Consider the following 17,043-nt stretch of genomic DNA (forward strand, 5'->3'; position numbering starts at 1 on the left):
GCGAGTAATTCCCTCTAACAAACTGGGGTTCTATCATAAAAAGACCGTGATGTATTCGCCTACATCACGGTCTTTTTTGTTTCTAATCGTTTTTCTAGTTGCTTTCTCAGCATTATTGCCACTTCACGCGGCCGTTGACAACCACCCATCCTCGATAGTCAGGCGATACCCTTCTGCCGCTCAAATCTACCGGAGACAAGTTTCTAACCGACTTTCTCAGAGAGGGAATAGCCGTCACGTGCTTGTACACATAATCCACAGTGTGCTGCGATTCCATCTTCGGCAAAGTCGTGCTTTCGTCCGTGGCATTATCATCCAACTTCCATGCCTCGTAAGCATAATCTTGAATGTTCTTTTGTGCAAGTGCAAAGGTATCACCAGCCTTCACATAAGATTCGCGAGAGGCTGCGATTTCATTGTACTTATCATCGATAAAATTCTCCTGCAATTTGAAGAAAGGACGCACCGCATAGTGACGAGGCACAAAACTATAAGAGCGTTGCGACTCCAGTTCCGTGATTTTCCAAGGTTCTCCCGTCACGCGACTCGTTTGCAACAAGAAGTCCACAGGATCTTCCGACATCGAAAGTTCTCCTTTCTCAGAAATACCCGAAACATAAAGTCCAGTTGCCTCATTGTGGAGGTACCACCCTGTTGCGCCGCGCACAAACACCCACGTTTCTGTAGGATCGTGCGTCGCTTCCTTCATAGGAATCACAGAAAGTCTGGCGTGTTCATTGGGTTTCGCAGCCCAAACATAAGTCACGTCATTTCGCTGTTCTGTGATGACAAAACTCATGTTGTCTTGGATTTCAATGGGTTGTTGGGTGAGTTTATCAAATCCAGTAAGCCCCAACGCCTTATACTCCACATTGAGTTCTCCACCAATCAGACAAGCACTTGAACCATTCGGGTCGTAGGTGGCGCAAACATAATAAGGAATCTTGGGAGGGATCAGAAAGAAACAGTCTGAAATCGGCTGCACAATCGAGTCGGTGAGTAGAAATGTCCCGTGCTGATCGTAACATTTCATCCTGATTTTTTTTGTAAATCCTGCAGAAGCTGCAATAACAATGACGAACATGGTCGCCAAAAGAAGAGAGCGTTGTCCAAAAGAGTGTTTCATGTGTTTTGTATTGGTGGCGTAAATTTACAAACTTCACCACAATTCTCTCCTATCGCCAGCGATAAATAATGCAAAACGGAGCAGATTTCTCGAGAATTTAGAGAAATCTGCTCCATTATTTTGTTCTATCGCCATAAGTCGCCCTTTGCCCACTGTGCAATATCGCTATTTATGGCTCTTGGCATAGGGAGCGGAAACATCAGCAACAGCATCATCTGCCAAGAGCAAAGACCAACTGCAAGAAAACATCGCAAAAGAAAGACATCATAGCCTAGCCCCTCTGCGAAAGTACAGCGCAGGTTGCCCATTCAGGCTGATACACCTCCCTTCATTCGCCTGTTATTTGCGCAAGGTGAGTTCGATGTTTTCAATCTCCTCACGGAATGTAGCATCCGTGGCAAACTGGCGCTCGATTTTCTTACAACTGTGGAGGATGGTAGAATGGTCGCGCCCCCCCAGTTCACGTCCGATTTGGGATAGCGAAACATCCGTAAATTTCTGTCCGAGGTAGCACACGATGTGGCGCACAGCAGCGATATTTCCTTTGCGCGATTTAGAACAAACGTCTTTGGATTTCAACGCATAATGCTCACACACTAAATCCAAAATTTCGCGGAAGCTGAGTTCTTTGCGCGCTTGGTTCACAATGCGCGGCACCACACGCTGCGCCATCTCCACCGTGATGCGATAGTCTGCCGTTTTCATCGACTCTGCCATGATTGAATTGACCATGCCATAGAGTTCGCGCGCATTTTCCGACACCACATCCGCCAAATAGTCCACCACCTCCATGGGGAATCCTTCCACCCCATCACGACGCAATTTGCACAAGATGATGTCGCGACGCAAAGTGCGGTCAGGCTGATCCAAAGGCAGCGTAATCCCCCAACGCAGACGCGAGAGGATGCGCTCTTCCAATCCTTTCAACTCTGCTGGCGAACGGTCGCAGGTGAAGAGCATCTTGCGACCATTGGCATGCAAGTGGTTGAAGATATGGAAAAAAGCCTTGAGCGTTTTTTCACCGCTGATTTCTTGAAAATCATCGATGATGAGCATATCAATGCTTTGGTAAAAGTGGATAAAGCTATTGATAGCCGTGGAATTTCTGTTGTTGCGGTCTGCCATTGCTGCATCGGCATACTGCACTTGGAAATTACGAGCCGAGACGAAGAGCACACGGCGGTCAGGAAATTTCTCACGCACGGCATTGCCCACCGCGTTCACCAAGTGTGTCTTTCCCACCCCCGAAGGTCCATACAAGAAGAAGGGGTTGAAGGTCTGCACATCGGGATTCTCAGCCATAGCGCGCGCCATGTTCACCGCTGCACGATTGCTGATACCTTCGCAATAACTATCAAACGTGTAGGCTTCGATGAGATGCGATTCAAAATTTGTGGGCTGCGCCACAGGTGTCAATTTTGCCACCGGTCCCGAAGCACGCACCACGCTTGCTCCGCCAGCCCCTTGCCCTGAGTTGTCAGGGTTCGCCAGCATATCAGTGAACACCCACTTCACACTAGGCATTGTCCCCCACGCCTGCAACACTGCATCGCGCAACTGCTGCCCCATCGCCTTAAACATCGTATCGCGAAAAGCCGCAGTGGGTACCTCCAGCACCAACATGTGCTCATCTTCTTGGCTACACTTCATGTGTTCCACAAACATCGTGTAGGTGTTTATGGAAATGGTTGGCTTCAAGATTTGCAAAGTGGAGGACCATCTTTGTGACATAGTGCGGGATATGAGGAGGTTAAGGAGGAGTCAATGTCTTTCATCTTCGACAAAGCCACAGCCAGCCAAAGACAGTGGCGCAAAGTTACAAAAAAATCAGCATATTTTCCCCTCCACTCCCTCTTTAATTCTCCTCCACCACAAGGCGATACCCCTGCCCATGCACATTGCGCAGAGACAGCTGAGCATCGGCAAGCAATTTTGTGCGCAATCGCGACACAAAAACGTGAAGAGAACGAGCATTGTAAGGCGTATCGCTGCCCCACAAATCGAGCAACAAGCCATGTCGCTCCACTATCTCATTAGGATGCGCAAAGAGGCGTCGCAAAATCTCCGCTTCGCGCTGTGTCAAGGGTTGCTCTGTGCCATCGGCTGTCTGCAACAACCCGCGCGAAGGATAGAGCGTAGTGGCTCCGCAGCACAACATTTTTCTAGAGTTTTCCACAGCTGCGACATGATTTACGTTATCTCCCTTCTCCACCATCGCTCCTTGGTGCATAGCCTCATCCACTGCTCCGTTTTCCCTCTCTGACTGGGGAGGAAACTGTCGCAGCAATGCCTGGATGCGCGCCACGAGTTCGCGCATCGAAAAGGGCTTGCGCAGATAATCATTCGCCCCCAGTTGCAGCCCCTGCACCACATCGTCCGTGTCGGTGCGCGCAGTGAGCACGATGATGGGCAGTCGCGCATCCACCTGTCGCAGTTGTTTGATCAGGGAGAAACCATCCATCACTGGCATCATCACATCTGTCACCAACAAGTCCGGACGTTCTGCTGCATAAGCCTCCAGTGCCGAAGCCCCATCGTGCGCTAGGGTTACGGCAAAATCAAGGGTGACGAGCGTATCTCGGAGAATACCCGCCAGATCACGTTCATCTTCAGCGAGGAGAATGCGAATTTTATTCATATCTTCATGAGAGATTTAACCCCAAGCGGTTATTAGACCGTAAAAGTACTATTCGTTGTTAAAAAGATTGGTGCAGTTTTCCACACCATCATCGGCAGAAGTCAAGAAGTCTGCGATGCCGCATCGAGAGGAAGAACAACACGGAAGCAACTGCCCTGCCCTACCTCACTATGCACACTGATGCGACCACCGAGTTGCCGCACCAGACAGTCCACATGATAAAGCCCAAGCCCATAACCACGCACTGTGTGCAAATCGCCCTGCTCCACCCGATAAAACCTTCGGAACACTTTGCGCAAATCGCGTGCAGCGATGCCCACCCCCTGATCTGCCACCTCGATGATGACCGCGCGCGCAGCCTCATCTTGCCACACTCGAAGGTCCACCACAGCTTCTTCTTTGGAGTATTTGATGGCATTGTCTATCAGATTGTTGAGCATATCGCGCAGCATCTGCCGATCGGTCGAAAAGTTCAAATCATTCGGTTGAACATCTAGGAAGATGCTCACTGGTTTGTCGTGCCCCAGTTCGTGTTCGTCTTGCAGTTGCAAGAGCAGTTCCTCCACCACCAAGCCTTCATACTGCGGTTTGCGCCATTGTGGCTGAGGGCGCAGTGCATCAAGCAACGAAGTGACCAGTTGTTGCAGTTGCCCGATTTGTCGCTGCGAGGTGCGCAGCAGTTGTTGTCTTCGCTCCGCATCCTGATCGGCACCAAAATCCAACAAGGCTTCGTGGGCAGCCTGCGCCACAGCTATCGGCGTTTTGAGTTCGTGCGAGAGATTGCGCACAAACTGCGTGGTGGCAGTCGTTTCCTGCTGTCGCAAACGCAACAATGCCAGCACCACTATAGAGATGATGAGGAAAAGCAGGAAGACCACAAGACTCGGAATTTCGTTGCGCAGCACCACCTTCCAGCACGACTCATAGCGCAGCACATAGGCTTGAGAATAGTCATCGCTCACAAAGAGCGTGTCTGCCAAGTCCTGCGCAGAGGGATTAAATTCATCACCGCCCCACGGCATCCACTGCTGGGTGTGAAGGGCGTGAAATGTCACTTTATCATTGACCAAATCCACTTTCCGTAATTCATAACTGATGGGTAGCTGCTCGCGCATCAGTTGCGCATGCAACAGACTGTCGAGCAAGGCGGCATCGGGCGGCAACCACGAATCTATCGAGGTGTGTAGCGTGCGCTGCATCTCAAGTGCCACTTCGTCCGAAGCATTGGGCAACTTCATGAGGTGGGAGAGCTCGAGACTCGCAGGCAAATAGAAATACATGTTGTCCGTGACACGATGACGACTGGTTCGGACAAACATCTCCACCACATCAGCACTCTGCAAGCAACTCGGCACTCGTTCGTTAGCTTGTGCCACTTCATGGCGCAGTCGCTGCACCTGCCACACGCCCAAAAGGCTCAGCATCACAATGATGCTGAGCGAAATGAGTTGCACGAGTCGATGAAGTGAGAAACGTGAGGTCATGATTTTTGGAGTTATCGGGCGCGAATGCTCCGCGGCTTACTTCAATCGGAAGTTAATAGGTAATACAAAATTACAGCTCACGGGCTTTCCTTTGCTATCGAGCGCAGGTTTCCATTTGCCGGGCAGTTTCTTCACTGCACGAATGGCTTCTGCATCTGCCGAAGGATGGAGCGATTTGAGGATGCTAAAACCGCCTGCTTTGCCTTTAGCACTAATCGTAAATTTCACGTAAACGACCCCTTGAATTTCTTTTTCAATACAATCTTTGGGATATTTGACCAGTTTGGCTACATCCGCCATGAGTTCCGCATCGCCAGTGCCATATTTAGCTTGGGTCTGCACATTCGTCTTTTCTTCGGAACTACTGATGCTCACCGTTTCCACAGGAGCGCAAGCCATGGCGACACTGCTGGCAGTAAACAGGAAGGAAGAGAAAGCGAGAAGGGTGAATATCTTCTTCATGATGAGTAGAGGTTGTAGAGTTTGGCTCCGACATTGCCGCCTAGAAAAGCAAGGAAGGGGCTGGACTCTGGGTGAAACAAGGGTCACTTGCAAGTGGCGTACAACAAACAAGGGGAAGCGGACCTTTCGATCTCGCAAGCAGAAGAGAAATCTGCCGTTCCGTCCGTTGTTCTACACAGCGAAATTAGTAGTTTGCTCGTGGCGCGCCAAATATCTTTCCCACTATTTTCCGCCTGCTCGCAAATTATAGCCCTTTGCTAAGCCTTCGTAAGACTTCATTAAGCCTTCAACCAATCACGACGCTCCATTTCTTGAGCCACACACGTTGCCACACACATTGCCACACCTTGGAAAAACAAGCAGAAATTGTCAGAGATTCGCCCCAAAAACTTCCCACGTTTTGGAAAAAAACTCCAACGTTTTTGGAAAAATCTCCCACGTTTTTCAAGAAACGTCGGACGTTTTTTGCTCTCGCTCGAAGAGATGAAAAGGAAGCTACGCTGCTTGTCTTCCACACCAAGGAAACAAGAAAGCAAAGTAGTGAATCAACAAATCTTAAAATGGTGTTCCCACGCGCGCACGCCTACGCGCATAACAGCAATTTTCGTGTTTTTGCTTTCACAACCTTCACAGAAATCCTTGCAACTCTCTCTATTTCAATTCATAGCGCGCACTTTTCGGACATATTTTAACACATTCTGGAAAACTCTCCGTTTTTTCCTGCTTATATCTTCCCAATGACGCATCGCAAAACTCCTCATTTTTTCGTCAAAAATGCGCCCAAAACTCCCCTTGGTGTGAAGGTTGTGAAAGCAAAAAGTGCAAAATCCCAGGGATGCGCGCGCGTATATGCGCCCACGCGAGGCAACCGCCACTGGTCTGCGCCTTAATCAAGCCCTCGTTCCTTCGCATTCTTAAACTATCTCAAAATCCAGCTGTAAAAGAAGAGATTTAACATTTATAGTGACACATTTGCCCCTTTCCTCCCATATAAATTAGGGGGCTGCGCGCAAAGGAAAAGCAGGAGGAGGAAAAGCGCGACACAATTTGTCATCATTCGAGGCACCATCTCAGAGATTTTCGTTACTTTTGTAGTTATAAATATCTTTCGGTTATGAACACTATCTTTGCTGACTACATCGCACGCATCGAGATTTCAAGTCTTTGGAGCGGACACAAGCACATCGTCTGGCAACTGCGCCCCGACGTCAATGTGCTGAGTGGAAAAAATGGCGCAGGAAAAAGCACCATCCTTTCGCGCATGGTGCAGCAGGTGGGCAGCCTCACCGCTTCGGGCGAACTGCACCTCGGAGCGCGACTGGGCGTAAAGCTCGACCTTTTTCCCACTGATGCTCAGCGCATACGCTATGACGTGGTGCGCTCGGTGGATCGACAGATGGTGACAAGCGAACGCGTGACTACCCTTGCCGAAGGACAGGTGGTGACCGAACTCGACTGGCAACTCTATCAACTGCAGCGCCGATATCTCGACTATCAAGTGAACATCGGCAACCGCATGATTGCTCTCCTCACCAGCGGAAGCGAAACGGCACGCGAAGAAGCGGCTGCCGCTGCCGAAGCTAAGACGCATTTTCTGGATTTGGTGGACGAACTCTTTGCCGAAACGGGCAAACGCATCGACCGCGAAAGCAATGAACTGCGCTTTTTCCAATACGAAGAGGTGCTTTCGCCCTACGTGCTTTCTTCTGGAGAAAAACAGATGCTCATCATTCTCCTCACCACACTCACGCAAGATCGCCAACCCTATGTACTCTTCATGGACGAACCAGAGGTGTCGCTGCACTTCGATTGGCAAAAACGCCTCATCTCGATGGTGCGAACCTTGAATCCCAACGTGCAAATCATTCTCACCACTCACTCTCCTGCGGTGATTATGGACGGCTGGGAAGATTGCGTCACGGAAGTCTCAGAGATTACGTTCTAATGCTCTGCCCTATGTCTCACCTCTCTCACCATATCAATTCTGCCTACATCGCAGCTGCCAACCGCTTGCGAGGCAAAGAAGCACGCCGCAAAGTGGTGGCGTATGTGGAAAGTTATGACGACATCTTGTTTTGGAAAGACGTGTTGAGTGAGGTGGAGACGGACAAGGTGGAGTTTGAGGTGCTACTCCCATCACAAACCTCTCTGGGACGTGGCAAGAAGATAGCTCTCTCCAATCGACTGGGTCACAGCATGATTGCTTGTGTGGATGCCGACTATGATTTTCTCATGCAAGGGGCTACGCCCACGAGTGAGATGATATGTTTTTCGCCCTATGTGTTGCACACGGGGGTCTATGCCATCGAGAATTTGCAATGCCATGCGGAGACGCTGGCGCACGTGTGTGTGATGGCTACACTCAATGACCAGGAGGTGATGGACTATGAGGCTTTCTTCGCAGAGTTTTCTGAAATCATCTTCCCACTTTTGGTGTGGAATGTGTGGGCGTATCGCTATGGCCGCTACACGCAGTTCTCGCTCTCCGACTTTGCGCGTGTGGTGGAACTGAGATTTGTCAACATCTACCACCCCGAGGAGATGCTGCAAGCCTTGAAACGGCGCGTGAATCAGCAAATCAACCGCCTGCAACGGATGTTTCCCGAAGGCAGACAAACGTATGCTCCCCTGCGCAAACAACTGTTGCAGTTGGGTGTGACACCGCAAACGGCTTATCTCTACATGCGTGGGCACGACTTGCTGGATGGAGTGGTGATGCCCTTGATGACGAGCATTTGTGACATGCTGCGCAGACAGCGCGAACGAGAGATTTCTAAATTGGCTTGCCACGCGGTGCAGAAGCGCAACGAATTGGCTGCTTATCAGCATGCCATTGCTCCCTTTGAAGCGATGGTGCGCAAGCAAACTGCCTATCACCATACAGCGGCTTTTGCACGGATTGTGGAGGCGGCGAGAATGCTTATGACCCGCTGCGAGGAAGCAGCACAATGTCCCGAGCCTCAAAAGGACATCTCCACTTCTCTAGAATCTAATGTGGAACTTGTCCACAAAAAACACTTTGATTCGCGAGAGCGAACAGAGGGGCGCCTCAACACTTCGGAGCGTCCGAAGTCGCCGAAGGTGAAACCTTATGGTAAACTATGATTTTGACTACTAAACTATGTCTACTTCTCTTTGGATGATCGCCACTTTGGCGGTCTACTTCTTCGTATTGCTTGGCATCGCTCACTGGGTGAGTGGGCGCAAACATCAAACGAGCAACGCTGCTTTCTATCGGGCTTCTCAGCGCGCGCCTTGGGCTATGGTGGCTTTTGGCATGATTGCGGGGAGCATCTCGGGCGTGTCGTTCGTGAGTGTCCCTGCTTGGGTGGGGGGCATCGGCATGAGCTATCTGCAAATGTGCATGGGCTTCATCGTGGGCTATATTGTGGTGGCGATGGTGCTTCTGCCACTCTATTATCGACTGCAACTCACGAGCATCTATGGTTATCTCTCGCACCGTTTTGGCAACCGCACGCGCAAAACGGGGGCGGGATTTTTCCTCCTCAGCAAATTGGCGGGTGCCACTGCTCGACTGTATGTGGCGACTTTGGTGCTCCACACTTTTATCGCAGCTCCACTGGGCATTCCTTTTGTCGTCACAGCTGCAGTGACACTCCTCTTGATTTGGCTCTACACCTTTCGAGCAGGACAAGCGAGTTTGCTCTACACCGACGCGCTGCAAACCTTGATGCTCATCCTGGCTGTCGTCGGAACGCTCTGGGCAGTGATGCAGCAAATGGGGCTGGACTGGCACAGTGCGTGGAAGTTGATTGACGAGAGTCCCATGAGCCGTGTGTGGGTGTGGGATGCTTCCTCGAAACAAGCCTTCTGGCGACAGTTTCTTAGCGGCATTTTCATCGTGATTGTGATGACGGGATTGGACCAAGACATGATGCAGAAAAATCTCACTTGCCGCACGCTCCGCGATGCGCAGAAGGATATGTGTGTCTATGGACTTTCTTTCCTCCCCATCAATGCTTTGTTGCTCGGTCTGGGGGTGCTGCTCTATCATTTTTGCGCGGTGCAACACATTGCGCTTCCTGCAAAGAGTGACGAACTCCTGCCGATGCTGGTGAGCAGTGGAGCACTGGGCAATTTGGTGGTGCTGCCTTTCACCATCGGCATTGTGGCAGCTGCCTTCTCGGCTGCCGATGGGGCAATAACGGCTTTGACCACGAGTTTTTGCATCGACATTCTCAACCGCGAACACGATGTGCGCTTGCGACGAATGGTGCATGCTACTGTGGTGGTGCTCTGTTTTGTGTGCTTGCTTCTTTTCCGCATCGTGGATAGTCCGAACGTGATCAACACGATTTACGTGATGGCTTCTTACACTTATGGTCCGCTGTTGGGGCTTTTTGCCTTCGGACTTTACACGCGGTGGGAGATTCGCGACCGCTTGGTGCCCATAGTGGTCATCGCGGCTCCCATAGCGACCGCTCTCCTCGACCACTATGCACCCATCTGGTGGGGATATACCTTCGGTTATGAACTGCTCATGCTCAATGGTCTGCTCACGGCATTAGGACTTTTTGCACTAAGACGTTTCAAAAAATAGGGCTTGTGCTTGTTCACTTCGATAGCTCTCTCTAAATTTGCACCACGCAAAATGAAAGTTGATCACCAGAGGTTGAACTTGCCCCTTAAATAATGAGGATTTGTTCCTCAAACAACGAGAATTTCCTCCTCAAACAACGAGGCTTGGCACCTCTCCTTGGGTTAGATTTTCAAACAATCACTTCTTAAAATCCAAACACTCAAATAATATGGAAAAGAAAATTCGCGCTGCCATCGTGGGTTATGGCAACATTGGTAAATATGCTCTCGACGCTATCGAGGCTTCTGGCGACATGGTGTGCGCTGGTGTGGTGCGCCGCAACGTGACGGGTGAACAACCTGCTGAATTGGCGAAATATCCTGTGGTGAAGCATATCTCCGAACTCCAAGATGTGGACGTGGCTATCCTCGCTACTCCCACTCGACAAGTGGAGGCTTACGCGAAAGAGTGTCTTGCACTGGGCATTAACACCGTGGACTCCTTCGACATCCACTCTCAAATCGTAGATTTGCGCCGTTCGCTCGATGCGGCAGCCAAAGAACATGGCGCAGTGAGCGTGATTGCTGCGGGTTGGGATCCAGGTTCTGACTCTGTGGTGCGCACGCTCATCGAAGGTCTGGCTCCTAAAGGTGTGAGCTACACGAACTTTGGTCCTGGTCGCTCCATGGGTCACTCGGTGGCTGTGCGTGCCATTGATGGTGTGCGCGATGCGTTGTCAGTGACCATTCCTCTCGGCACGGGCATTCACCGTCGTATGGTGTATGTGGAACTCGAAGAGGGTGCGGACTTCAAGCAAGTGGCTGCTGCTGTCAAGGCGGATCCTTACTTTGTGAACGATGAAACGCACGTGAATCAAGTGGAGAGTGTGGACGCGCTCAACGATGTGGGTCACGGAGTGAACCTCGTGCGCAAGGGTGTGTCGGGCTGCACGCACAACCAACTCTTTGAGTTTAACATGCGTATCAATAATCCAGCTCTCACGGCTCAAGTGCTCATCAATGTGGCTCGCGCTTCTATGAAGCAACAACCTGGTGCTTACACCATGATTGAGATTCCCGTGATTGACTATCTCGAAGGCGACCGCGAAGCCTTGATTGCTCACCTTGTGTAAAAGGACATATACCCCTTGCTTGCGCTGAGCATTCGCAGCAGAATACTGCAAACTCTAAAATCTCCGCATGAGAAGTTCTCTTCTGATGCGGAGATTTTAGTATCTCATCTTCTTCACAAACAACAAATCCCCCGATGTCACGATGGATATCGGGGGATCATTTTATCTTATGTTAAGTTACTACTGAATGATGCAAGTTCTGAATGATGCAACGATTGAAGAACGTAATCACCGAACTATGCAAGCCCTGAACGAACGCTTAGTCTTACTATGAACGATTGAGAAAGTTCCCATCGAACAATGCTATCGTGGAATCACTTTCGCTTAGGGTTTCAGCAATTTCTTACCATTGACGATGAACAGACCATGGCGCGCGGCTTCCACACGGCGACCTTGAAGATCGTAGGTGGAGGAGTGAAGAGAGGATTTCACCTCTGTCACACTGCTGATGCCAGTGGCTTTCTCATATACCACGGTGATTTCACCATGTGCATCTATGCGGTGAAGATCGCTCAGCGTTGTGGTGTTTTCTTTCCACTTGAAACTTTTGAGTTCGGGAGCCACAACCGTCACCTTGCTTCCAGCAGGTACGATGCTTTGCTCGGAGGGAAGAACCGATTTTCCTTCAGTATCCACATAGCGCACCGTGACACGGAAGTAAGGAGCAGCCACAAAAGTGTAGAATTGATAAGGATGACCATAGGTGTGCCAACCAGTCATTCCCCCAACTACCCCATCCCAGTATTGTCCGTTCGTGCCTTGCACCTTCCACGTGCCGTCAGCATTGCGAGAAGCACTGAATTGTCCCGCTTCTTTGGCGACAATCACTTCTTGGCTCTCTTTGAGCATGGGCATAAACAACTCAGTTGCGGGGTGGAAAAATTGCCAATGACTGCCTTTCTTCTGTACAGTCCACACAAACTGCGGAGAGGCTTCCCCATTGTTGAGACCGCCTTGCAACACTCTGCCAGAAGTAGCGGAGACATTGCGGAAACCAGCACGATTAGGGTCCTTGCTAGAAAGGTCGTAGATGAGCACCTGCTGTCCGTCTTTCAACTCCTTCAGCGGAGTTGCCACAGCTTTCACACCGAGCAACGCTGAAGTAGTGTAGACTATCGTGCGATGCACATCGTCTGTAGGGGTTAGTTGGATTCCCTCTTCAGGGAATTCTTTCAGACTAAAAAAGTCGATTTTGGGGGCGCGAATCACCACGCTCTCCCCCACGGGTACGGCGATAGTATCTTGTGCCAACAACGTGCCGTCGTCATTGATGGCGTCTAGAAAAACCAGGTGCTTCGACTTTTTGTAGACAATCGTGAAGGTTTGCGCTTCGTTGCCTTGTTGGAGTTGGGGAACTTCCCCTTTCACCTTGTACCCCTTGAACTGAGGCACCGTCACTTGCGTGGCATCGGTGGGTAGATATTCCGTAATGGTTTGCAATTCCTTGCCATCAGTCGTGACACAACGATAAGTCACCGCACGAGCAGGAACAAATTCCCATCCCGTACCTTGCGGACGCACGGCATTCTCACCGCCTACACCGCTACCCGAAGACACGCGACCTTGTAATTGAGGAGCAGAAGCCGACACGGGGAAGAGGAATTTACCACCCGAAGCGAGGGTGAAATCCTTCGTTTTGGGTGCATAAGTGAGGGTAATCTTCGCAGGAGTCTTCGACATCGTGACGGGGAATCCGAAGCGTTCCACCTTTTGCGTTTCAGGTTGTCCCACAAAACGCTGAGTTGTCACGTTACGCAGTTGCACGGTCATCGTTCCTCCCTTGGTGTCAAAGGCAGAAGCATTCACCACTTCCCAACCGTTATTGGAGTTTTGTCCAGTGTTGCTGTGGATAAGTCCTTGTTGTTGACCATCATCAGCGAGCATCGCACCAGTGTGTCCAGCCACCGTGTTGCGCACCACATAAACTTGTCCGTTTTTGGGAAGCGCGGCAGGAGCGTCCACTGTGGGAACTTCTTCCCCAACAGGTGTGCCGCCTACAAAGCTCCACAAACCACCATTTCCATCTGTGGGATTGGTGTAGACATTCACTGCCAATCCTTGACGCGACATCGAAGCGTTCCACCACTGTCCGTCGTGTTTTGCCGAACGAATGGTGTAGTAACGATAACCATCTGCTACACCATAGCCCTTGTCACCGAGGATGAAGTCATAGTGCTTCGCCTTAGTGTCGTAGCTCCAGCGACCATTCACCGCAACGGCGGTGGGACTAGCTGCTACGCTACCTTCGGGATAAGCCTTAGAAACCAGTGCAAAGCGTTCGGGATTTTGGGGGTCTACCTCCAACTTCCATTGTTGATAATCATAAGCCGCTTCCCCTTCTTTGGCTTGAGGAGCCGTCCAAAGGCGCAAAGCTTGTGCACCATTGTTCTTTTCGGTAGCCACAATCGGAGAGGTATTGCTCAAGAGTTCGATGCAACGACCGCTGCGTTCTTTGTCATTACTGCGAGTCACGATGCGATAATACACTTCTTTTTCAGCAGTGCTCACCGTGGGATAGATCATCGTAGAAGCCTTATCCTCATTGAGATAAGCACGGTCGTAGCTGTACCCACCATAGTTCAACATCGTGGTGTCGGCGCGCATGCGCTGCACAAACGAATTGAAATTCTTCTTCGATTGAGGTGACCAACCGGCTTCACCCACGGCAATCAAACGAGGTAAGGCGAGGAATTCCATCACATCGGGAGTCGCCACGTGTTCTGTCCAGAATGTGCCCTGCACACCGATGGAGTGTGAAAAGTCTGTGGGTTGTTCCTCATAAGTAGCTTTGAGATGATCGCTACCATTGCCGGGGAGTGTCTTCATCCAACCCTCCTTGCGAGGCGCGCGGTTGATATAATAAGGTCCATAAACCGTATAGATGCTAGGAAGTCCCAAACTATTAGCTATCTCTGCGCCCTTGCGAGCAGGCACCCAGCAATACACCGTTGCGCCGGTCTTCTTCATCAGATCAAGATCCGCACCCTTTTCTGTCACGGTCTCGTTCCACACCGAAATCTTGCGACCCTTGCTCTTGAGATAGTCCGTAATTTCTGCGATAAAGTGCGTTTGCAGTTGGCGGTAGCTCGTAAGATTTAATTTCTTGTACATCGCTTGACACTCTGCATTGTGTTCCCAAGCCGTGGTGGGGCATTCGTCACCCCCGATGTGCACATTTTTCGAGGGGAAAATCGCCATTAACTCATCGAGAATGTCTTTCACGAAGCGCACTGCCTTAGGATTTGCCACGTTCAACACATCGGTGAACACCCCACCCCAAGTCTCCACGCGGTGCACTCCATCGGGATTGCACGAAAACTCGGGATAAGCCGCCATCGCTGCGGAGAAGTGACCAGGCATATCGATTTCGGGAATGACCTCAATGTGCTTAGATGCCGCATACGCCACGATTTCTTTCAAATCCTCACGAGTATAGAAATAGGGACCGTATTGTTGGTTCGTCCAGTAAGCTCCATGCTCCATTGACGTCACATAGGTGTTGGAAGCCACCGCACCCACCTTCGTGAGCTTGGGATATTTCTTCACCTCCCAACGCCAACCTTGGTCTTCGGTCAAGTGAAAATGGAACTTATTGAGCTTGTAAATCGCCATCACATCGAGCATCTTCTTCACCTCTTGCACACTGAAGAAGTGGCGCGCCACGTCGAGCATAAAACCGCGGTAAGGGAATCGGGGTTTGTCGGTGATTTGCACCAAAGGCAATTCATAAGTGACCACCTTTTCATCCTTCACTCCAGCAGCAATGCAGGCTGGCAACATCTTCTTCAAACTGGTCAAACCATAGAAGAAACCGCTGGTAGTGGCACTTTCCAAGCGGATGCCATTAGCAGTCACCGAAAGTTTGTAGCCCTCTTGTCCGAGAGTTTTGTAGAGTGTCTGGTTGTGTACCAACTCGAGCGCCGCACCTTCAGCCTTCTTGTTGAAAAAAGCCGTAGCACCAGTGGCTGATTTATTAAAATCAGCGACAAACTTTTGGGCTTCTGCCTTGATGCTATCGGGAAGTTGCGCACCACCAATGGTGAACTGCGCAGGCAGACGATACACTCCCTTGTCCACATGCATCTGCATGGGAACAGGAGTCAAATTGACAAACTGCTGAGCTTGTGCTTGAGAAGTCCCAAACAAAGCACAAGCCAATAAAGTGGATAATAAGGTAGATTTCATGTAGATTTCTGTAAATTCAGATGACAAAGATAGTGATTTTTTGTCATATATGCGCTTTCCACTCCTAAAAACAACGCCCTTCTGCTTATATATACAAACAGAAGGGAGAAAAGTATTCTAAAATATATCTTATATGCTTTTGCAAGATTAATCGTGCAAAAGCACCAGTCCATTTTATCTCATTACGTCTTTCTGAATTGGCTGTCATCACCACGGCTCATTTCACTTCGATCACATCGCTCAAGCGCGTGGTGTAGTGAGGCGAACGATGCTCTGACGATACCACCGAAGAAGGGTCAGTCTGCGAAGCCAAACGGAGGGAGTGCTCTCCTATGACGGCATGCAGATTGTCCACAGCCGCTTGCAGTCGCTGCTGCTTTTCACGATCTACCGTATCAAAAAGCGCACCTTGCACCCCATCATGCTCGATGAGTGTTGCCCCCACCCCTGCACGCTTCACGGGCAATCCGTCAAGATGCAACGACACAAGACACTGCCCCACAGCGGCTGCCAATTCACGAGCTTCATTGGTGGCAACTTCAAAACGATGAAACGTGCTGCGAAAAACATAGGGCTGGATCGTGGAGAAGCGATCGGTAGCCACAAAGACATTGAGTTGCAAGGCTGCAGAGCGGTCTTTGCGCAACTTCCTGCCCACCTGCACCGCAAAATCCACCAAGAGGCTGTGCAGGGTTTCTGCATCGGTGATAGGGTGTTTGAAGGTACGGGTGTGCTGCAAACTCTGTCGCGCGGCTGGTGTTTCAAGGTCTAAAACGTGCTCTCCATTGAGTTCGCGCCACATTTGTTCGCCCAGTTTGTGAAAACTATTGCGCACGCGCGTCACTCCCCATTGTGCGAAGTCGTAGGCTGTCTTCACTCCCCCAGCTGCTAATTTTACAAACGTCTTCCGTCCCACACCCCACACATCTTCTATCGCCGTGAGTTGCAAGGCTTTCACACGCTTCTCGTCGCTATCGATGAAGCAACAACTCTGATAACCTGGATATTTTTTGGCAAATCTGCTCGCGATTTTTGCCAAAGTCTTGTTGGGTGCCATGCCGATGCTCACCGGAATGCCCGTGCACTGCTTGATGCGCTGCACCAACTGCCGTGCCACGCTGTGAACATCGGGGATGCCACTGAAATCGACAAAGGCTTCATCGACACTATACTGCTCCATCCGCGTGGCATATTGCCCGATGATTTGCATCACGCGCTGCGACATGTCGCAATAGAGTGTGTGATTGGCAGAGCACACCATCAGTCCACTCCGCTGACAATGATGCTTCACCTTGAAATAGGGTTCTCCCATGCCAATGCCGAGAGCTTTGGCTTCGTTGCTGCGCGCAATCACACACCCATCGTTGTTGGAAAGCACCACAACGGGCTTGTCGAGCAAACACGGACGAAAGACGCGCTCGCACGACACGAAGAAATTATTGCAATCGATGACAGCTATCATGCCAACTTTTCGGG

12 protein-coding genes are annotated in these 17,043 nt (G+C 50.5%); 5 read left to right on the forward strand and 7 right to left on the reverse strand.

The features are described 5' to 3' along the window. Window positions 1-112: 112 nt before the first annotated feature. The 5 genes from BQ2633_RS04510 to BQ2633_RS04530 all read right to left on the reverse strand — a co-directional run bounded on the left by BQ2633_RS04510 (window position 113) and on the right by BQ2633_RS04530 (window position 5,710). Window positions 113-1,126, reverse strand: a complete 1,014-nt coding sequence (locus BQ2633_RS04510) for a MucBP domain-containing protein (protein ID WP_075565379.1) — start codon at window positions 1,124-1,126, stop codon at window positions 113-115. Window positions 1,127-1,465: 339 nt separating this feature from the next. Beyond that, a complete protein-coding gene (dnaA, locus tag BQ2633_RS04515) occupies window positions 1,466-2,857 on the reverse strand; it encodes a chromosomal replication initiator protein DnaA (protein ID WP_083233948.1) in 1,392 nt (463 codons plus the stop codon). A gap of 124 nt (window positions 2,858-2,981) precedes the next feature. After that, window positions 2,982-3,764, reverse strand: a complete 783-nt coding sequence (locus BQ2633_RS04520; RefSeq protein ID WP_075565381.1) for a response regulator transcription factor — start codon at window positions 3,762-3,764, stop codon at window positions 2,982-2,984. A gap of 101 nt (window positions 3,765-3,865) precedes the next feature. Beyond that, a complete protein-coding gene (locus BQ2633_RS04525) occupies window positions 3,866-5,248 on the reverse strand; it encodes a sensor histidine kinase (protein WP_075565382.1) in 1,383 nt (460 codons plus the stop codon). Between the two features lie 36 nt (window positions 5,249-5,284). Beyond that, on the reverse strand, window positions 5,285-5,710 hold the full coding sequence (locus BQ2633_RS04530) for an energy transducer TonB (protein WP_075565383.1): 426 nt from the start codon (window positions 5,708-5,710) through the stop codon (window positions 5,285-5,287). A gap of 347 nt (window positions 5,711-6,057) precedes the next feature. Here BQ2633_RS04530 and BQ2633_RS11300 point away from each other — a divergent pair, with 347 nt between their 5' ends. The 5 genes from BQ2633_RS11300 (at window position 6,058) to BQ2633_RS04555 (ending at window position 11,382) form a co-directional block, all read left to right on the forward strand. Beyond that, window positions 6,058-6,402 carry a hypothetical protein gene (locus BQ2633_RS11300; RefSeq protein WP_141700133.1) on the forward strand — a complete coding sequence of 115 codons (345 nt, stop codon included), beginning with the start codon at window positions 6,058-6,060 and terminating at the stop codon, window positions 6,400-6,402. Window positions 6,403-6,824: 422 nt separating this feature from the next. After that, on the forward strand, window positions 6,825-7,655 hold the full coding sequence (locus BQ2633_RS04540) for an AAA family ATPase (RefSeq protein WP_075565387.1): 831 nt from the start codon (window positions 6,825-6,827) through the stop codon (window positions 7,653-7,655). Between the two features lie 11 nt (window positions 7,656-7,666). After that, window positions 7,667-8,815, forward strand: coding sequence for a DUF4435 domain-containing protein (locus BQ2633_RS04545; RefSeq protein WP_075565388.1), 1,149 nt, complete (start codon window positions 7,667-7,669; stop codon window positions 8,813-8,815). A gap of 16 nt (window positions 8,816-8,831) precedes the next feature. Then, window positions 8,832-10,271, forward strand: a complete 1,440-nt coding sequence (locus BQ2633_RS04550; protein WP_075565389.1) for a sodium:solute symporter family transporter — start codon at window positions 8,832-8,834, stop codon at window positions 10,269-10,271. 208 nt (window positions 10,272-10,479) lie between these two features. Beyond that, complete coding sequence (locus BQ2633_RS04555) at window positions 10,480-11,382, forward strand: diaminopimelate dehydrogenase (protein WP_075565391.1); 903 nt, start codon at window positions 10,480-10,482, stop codon at window positions 11,380-11,382. A gap of 324 nt (window positions 11,383-11,706) precedes the next feature. Here the strand turns inward: BQ2633_RS04555 and BQ2633_RS04560 are convergent, their stop codons facing one another. Together BQ2633_RS04560 and BQ2633_RS04565 are read right to left on the reverse strand one after the other, a co-directional pair. Continuing rightward, window positions 11,707-15,567 (reverse strand): beta-N-acetylhexosaminidase, encoded by a 3,861-nt coding sequence (locus tag BQ2633_RS04560; RefSeq protein WP_083233949.1) that lies wholly within the window; start codon window positions 15,565-15,567, stop codon window positions 11,707-11,709. Between the two features lie 217 nt (window positions 15,568-15,784). Then, entirely contained in the window at window positions 15,785-17,029 is a 1,245-nt protein-coding gene (locus BQ2633_RS04565) for a Y-family DNA polymerase (protein ID WP_075567206.1), read from the reverse strand. Window positions 17,030-17,043: the final 14 nt, after the last annotated feature.

Source organism: Ihuprevotella massiliensis, from assembly GCA_900095835.1.
Taxonomy (GTDB): Bacteria; Bacteroidota; Bacteroidia; order Bacteroidales; family Bacteroidaceae; genus Alloprevotella; species Alloprevotella massiliensis.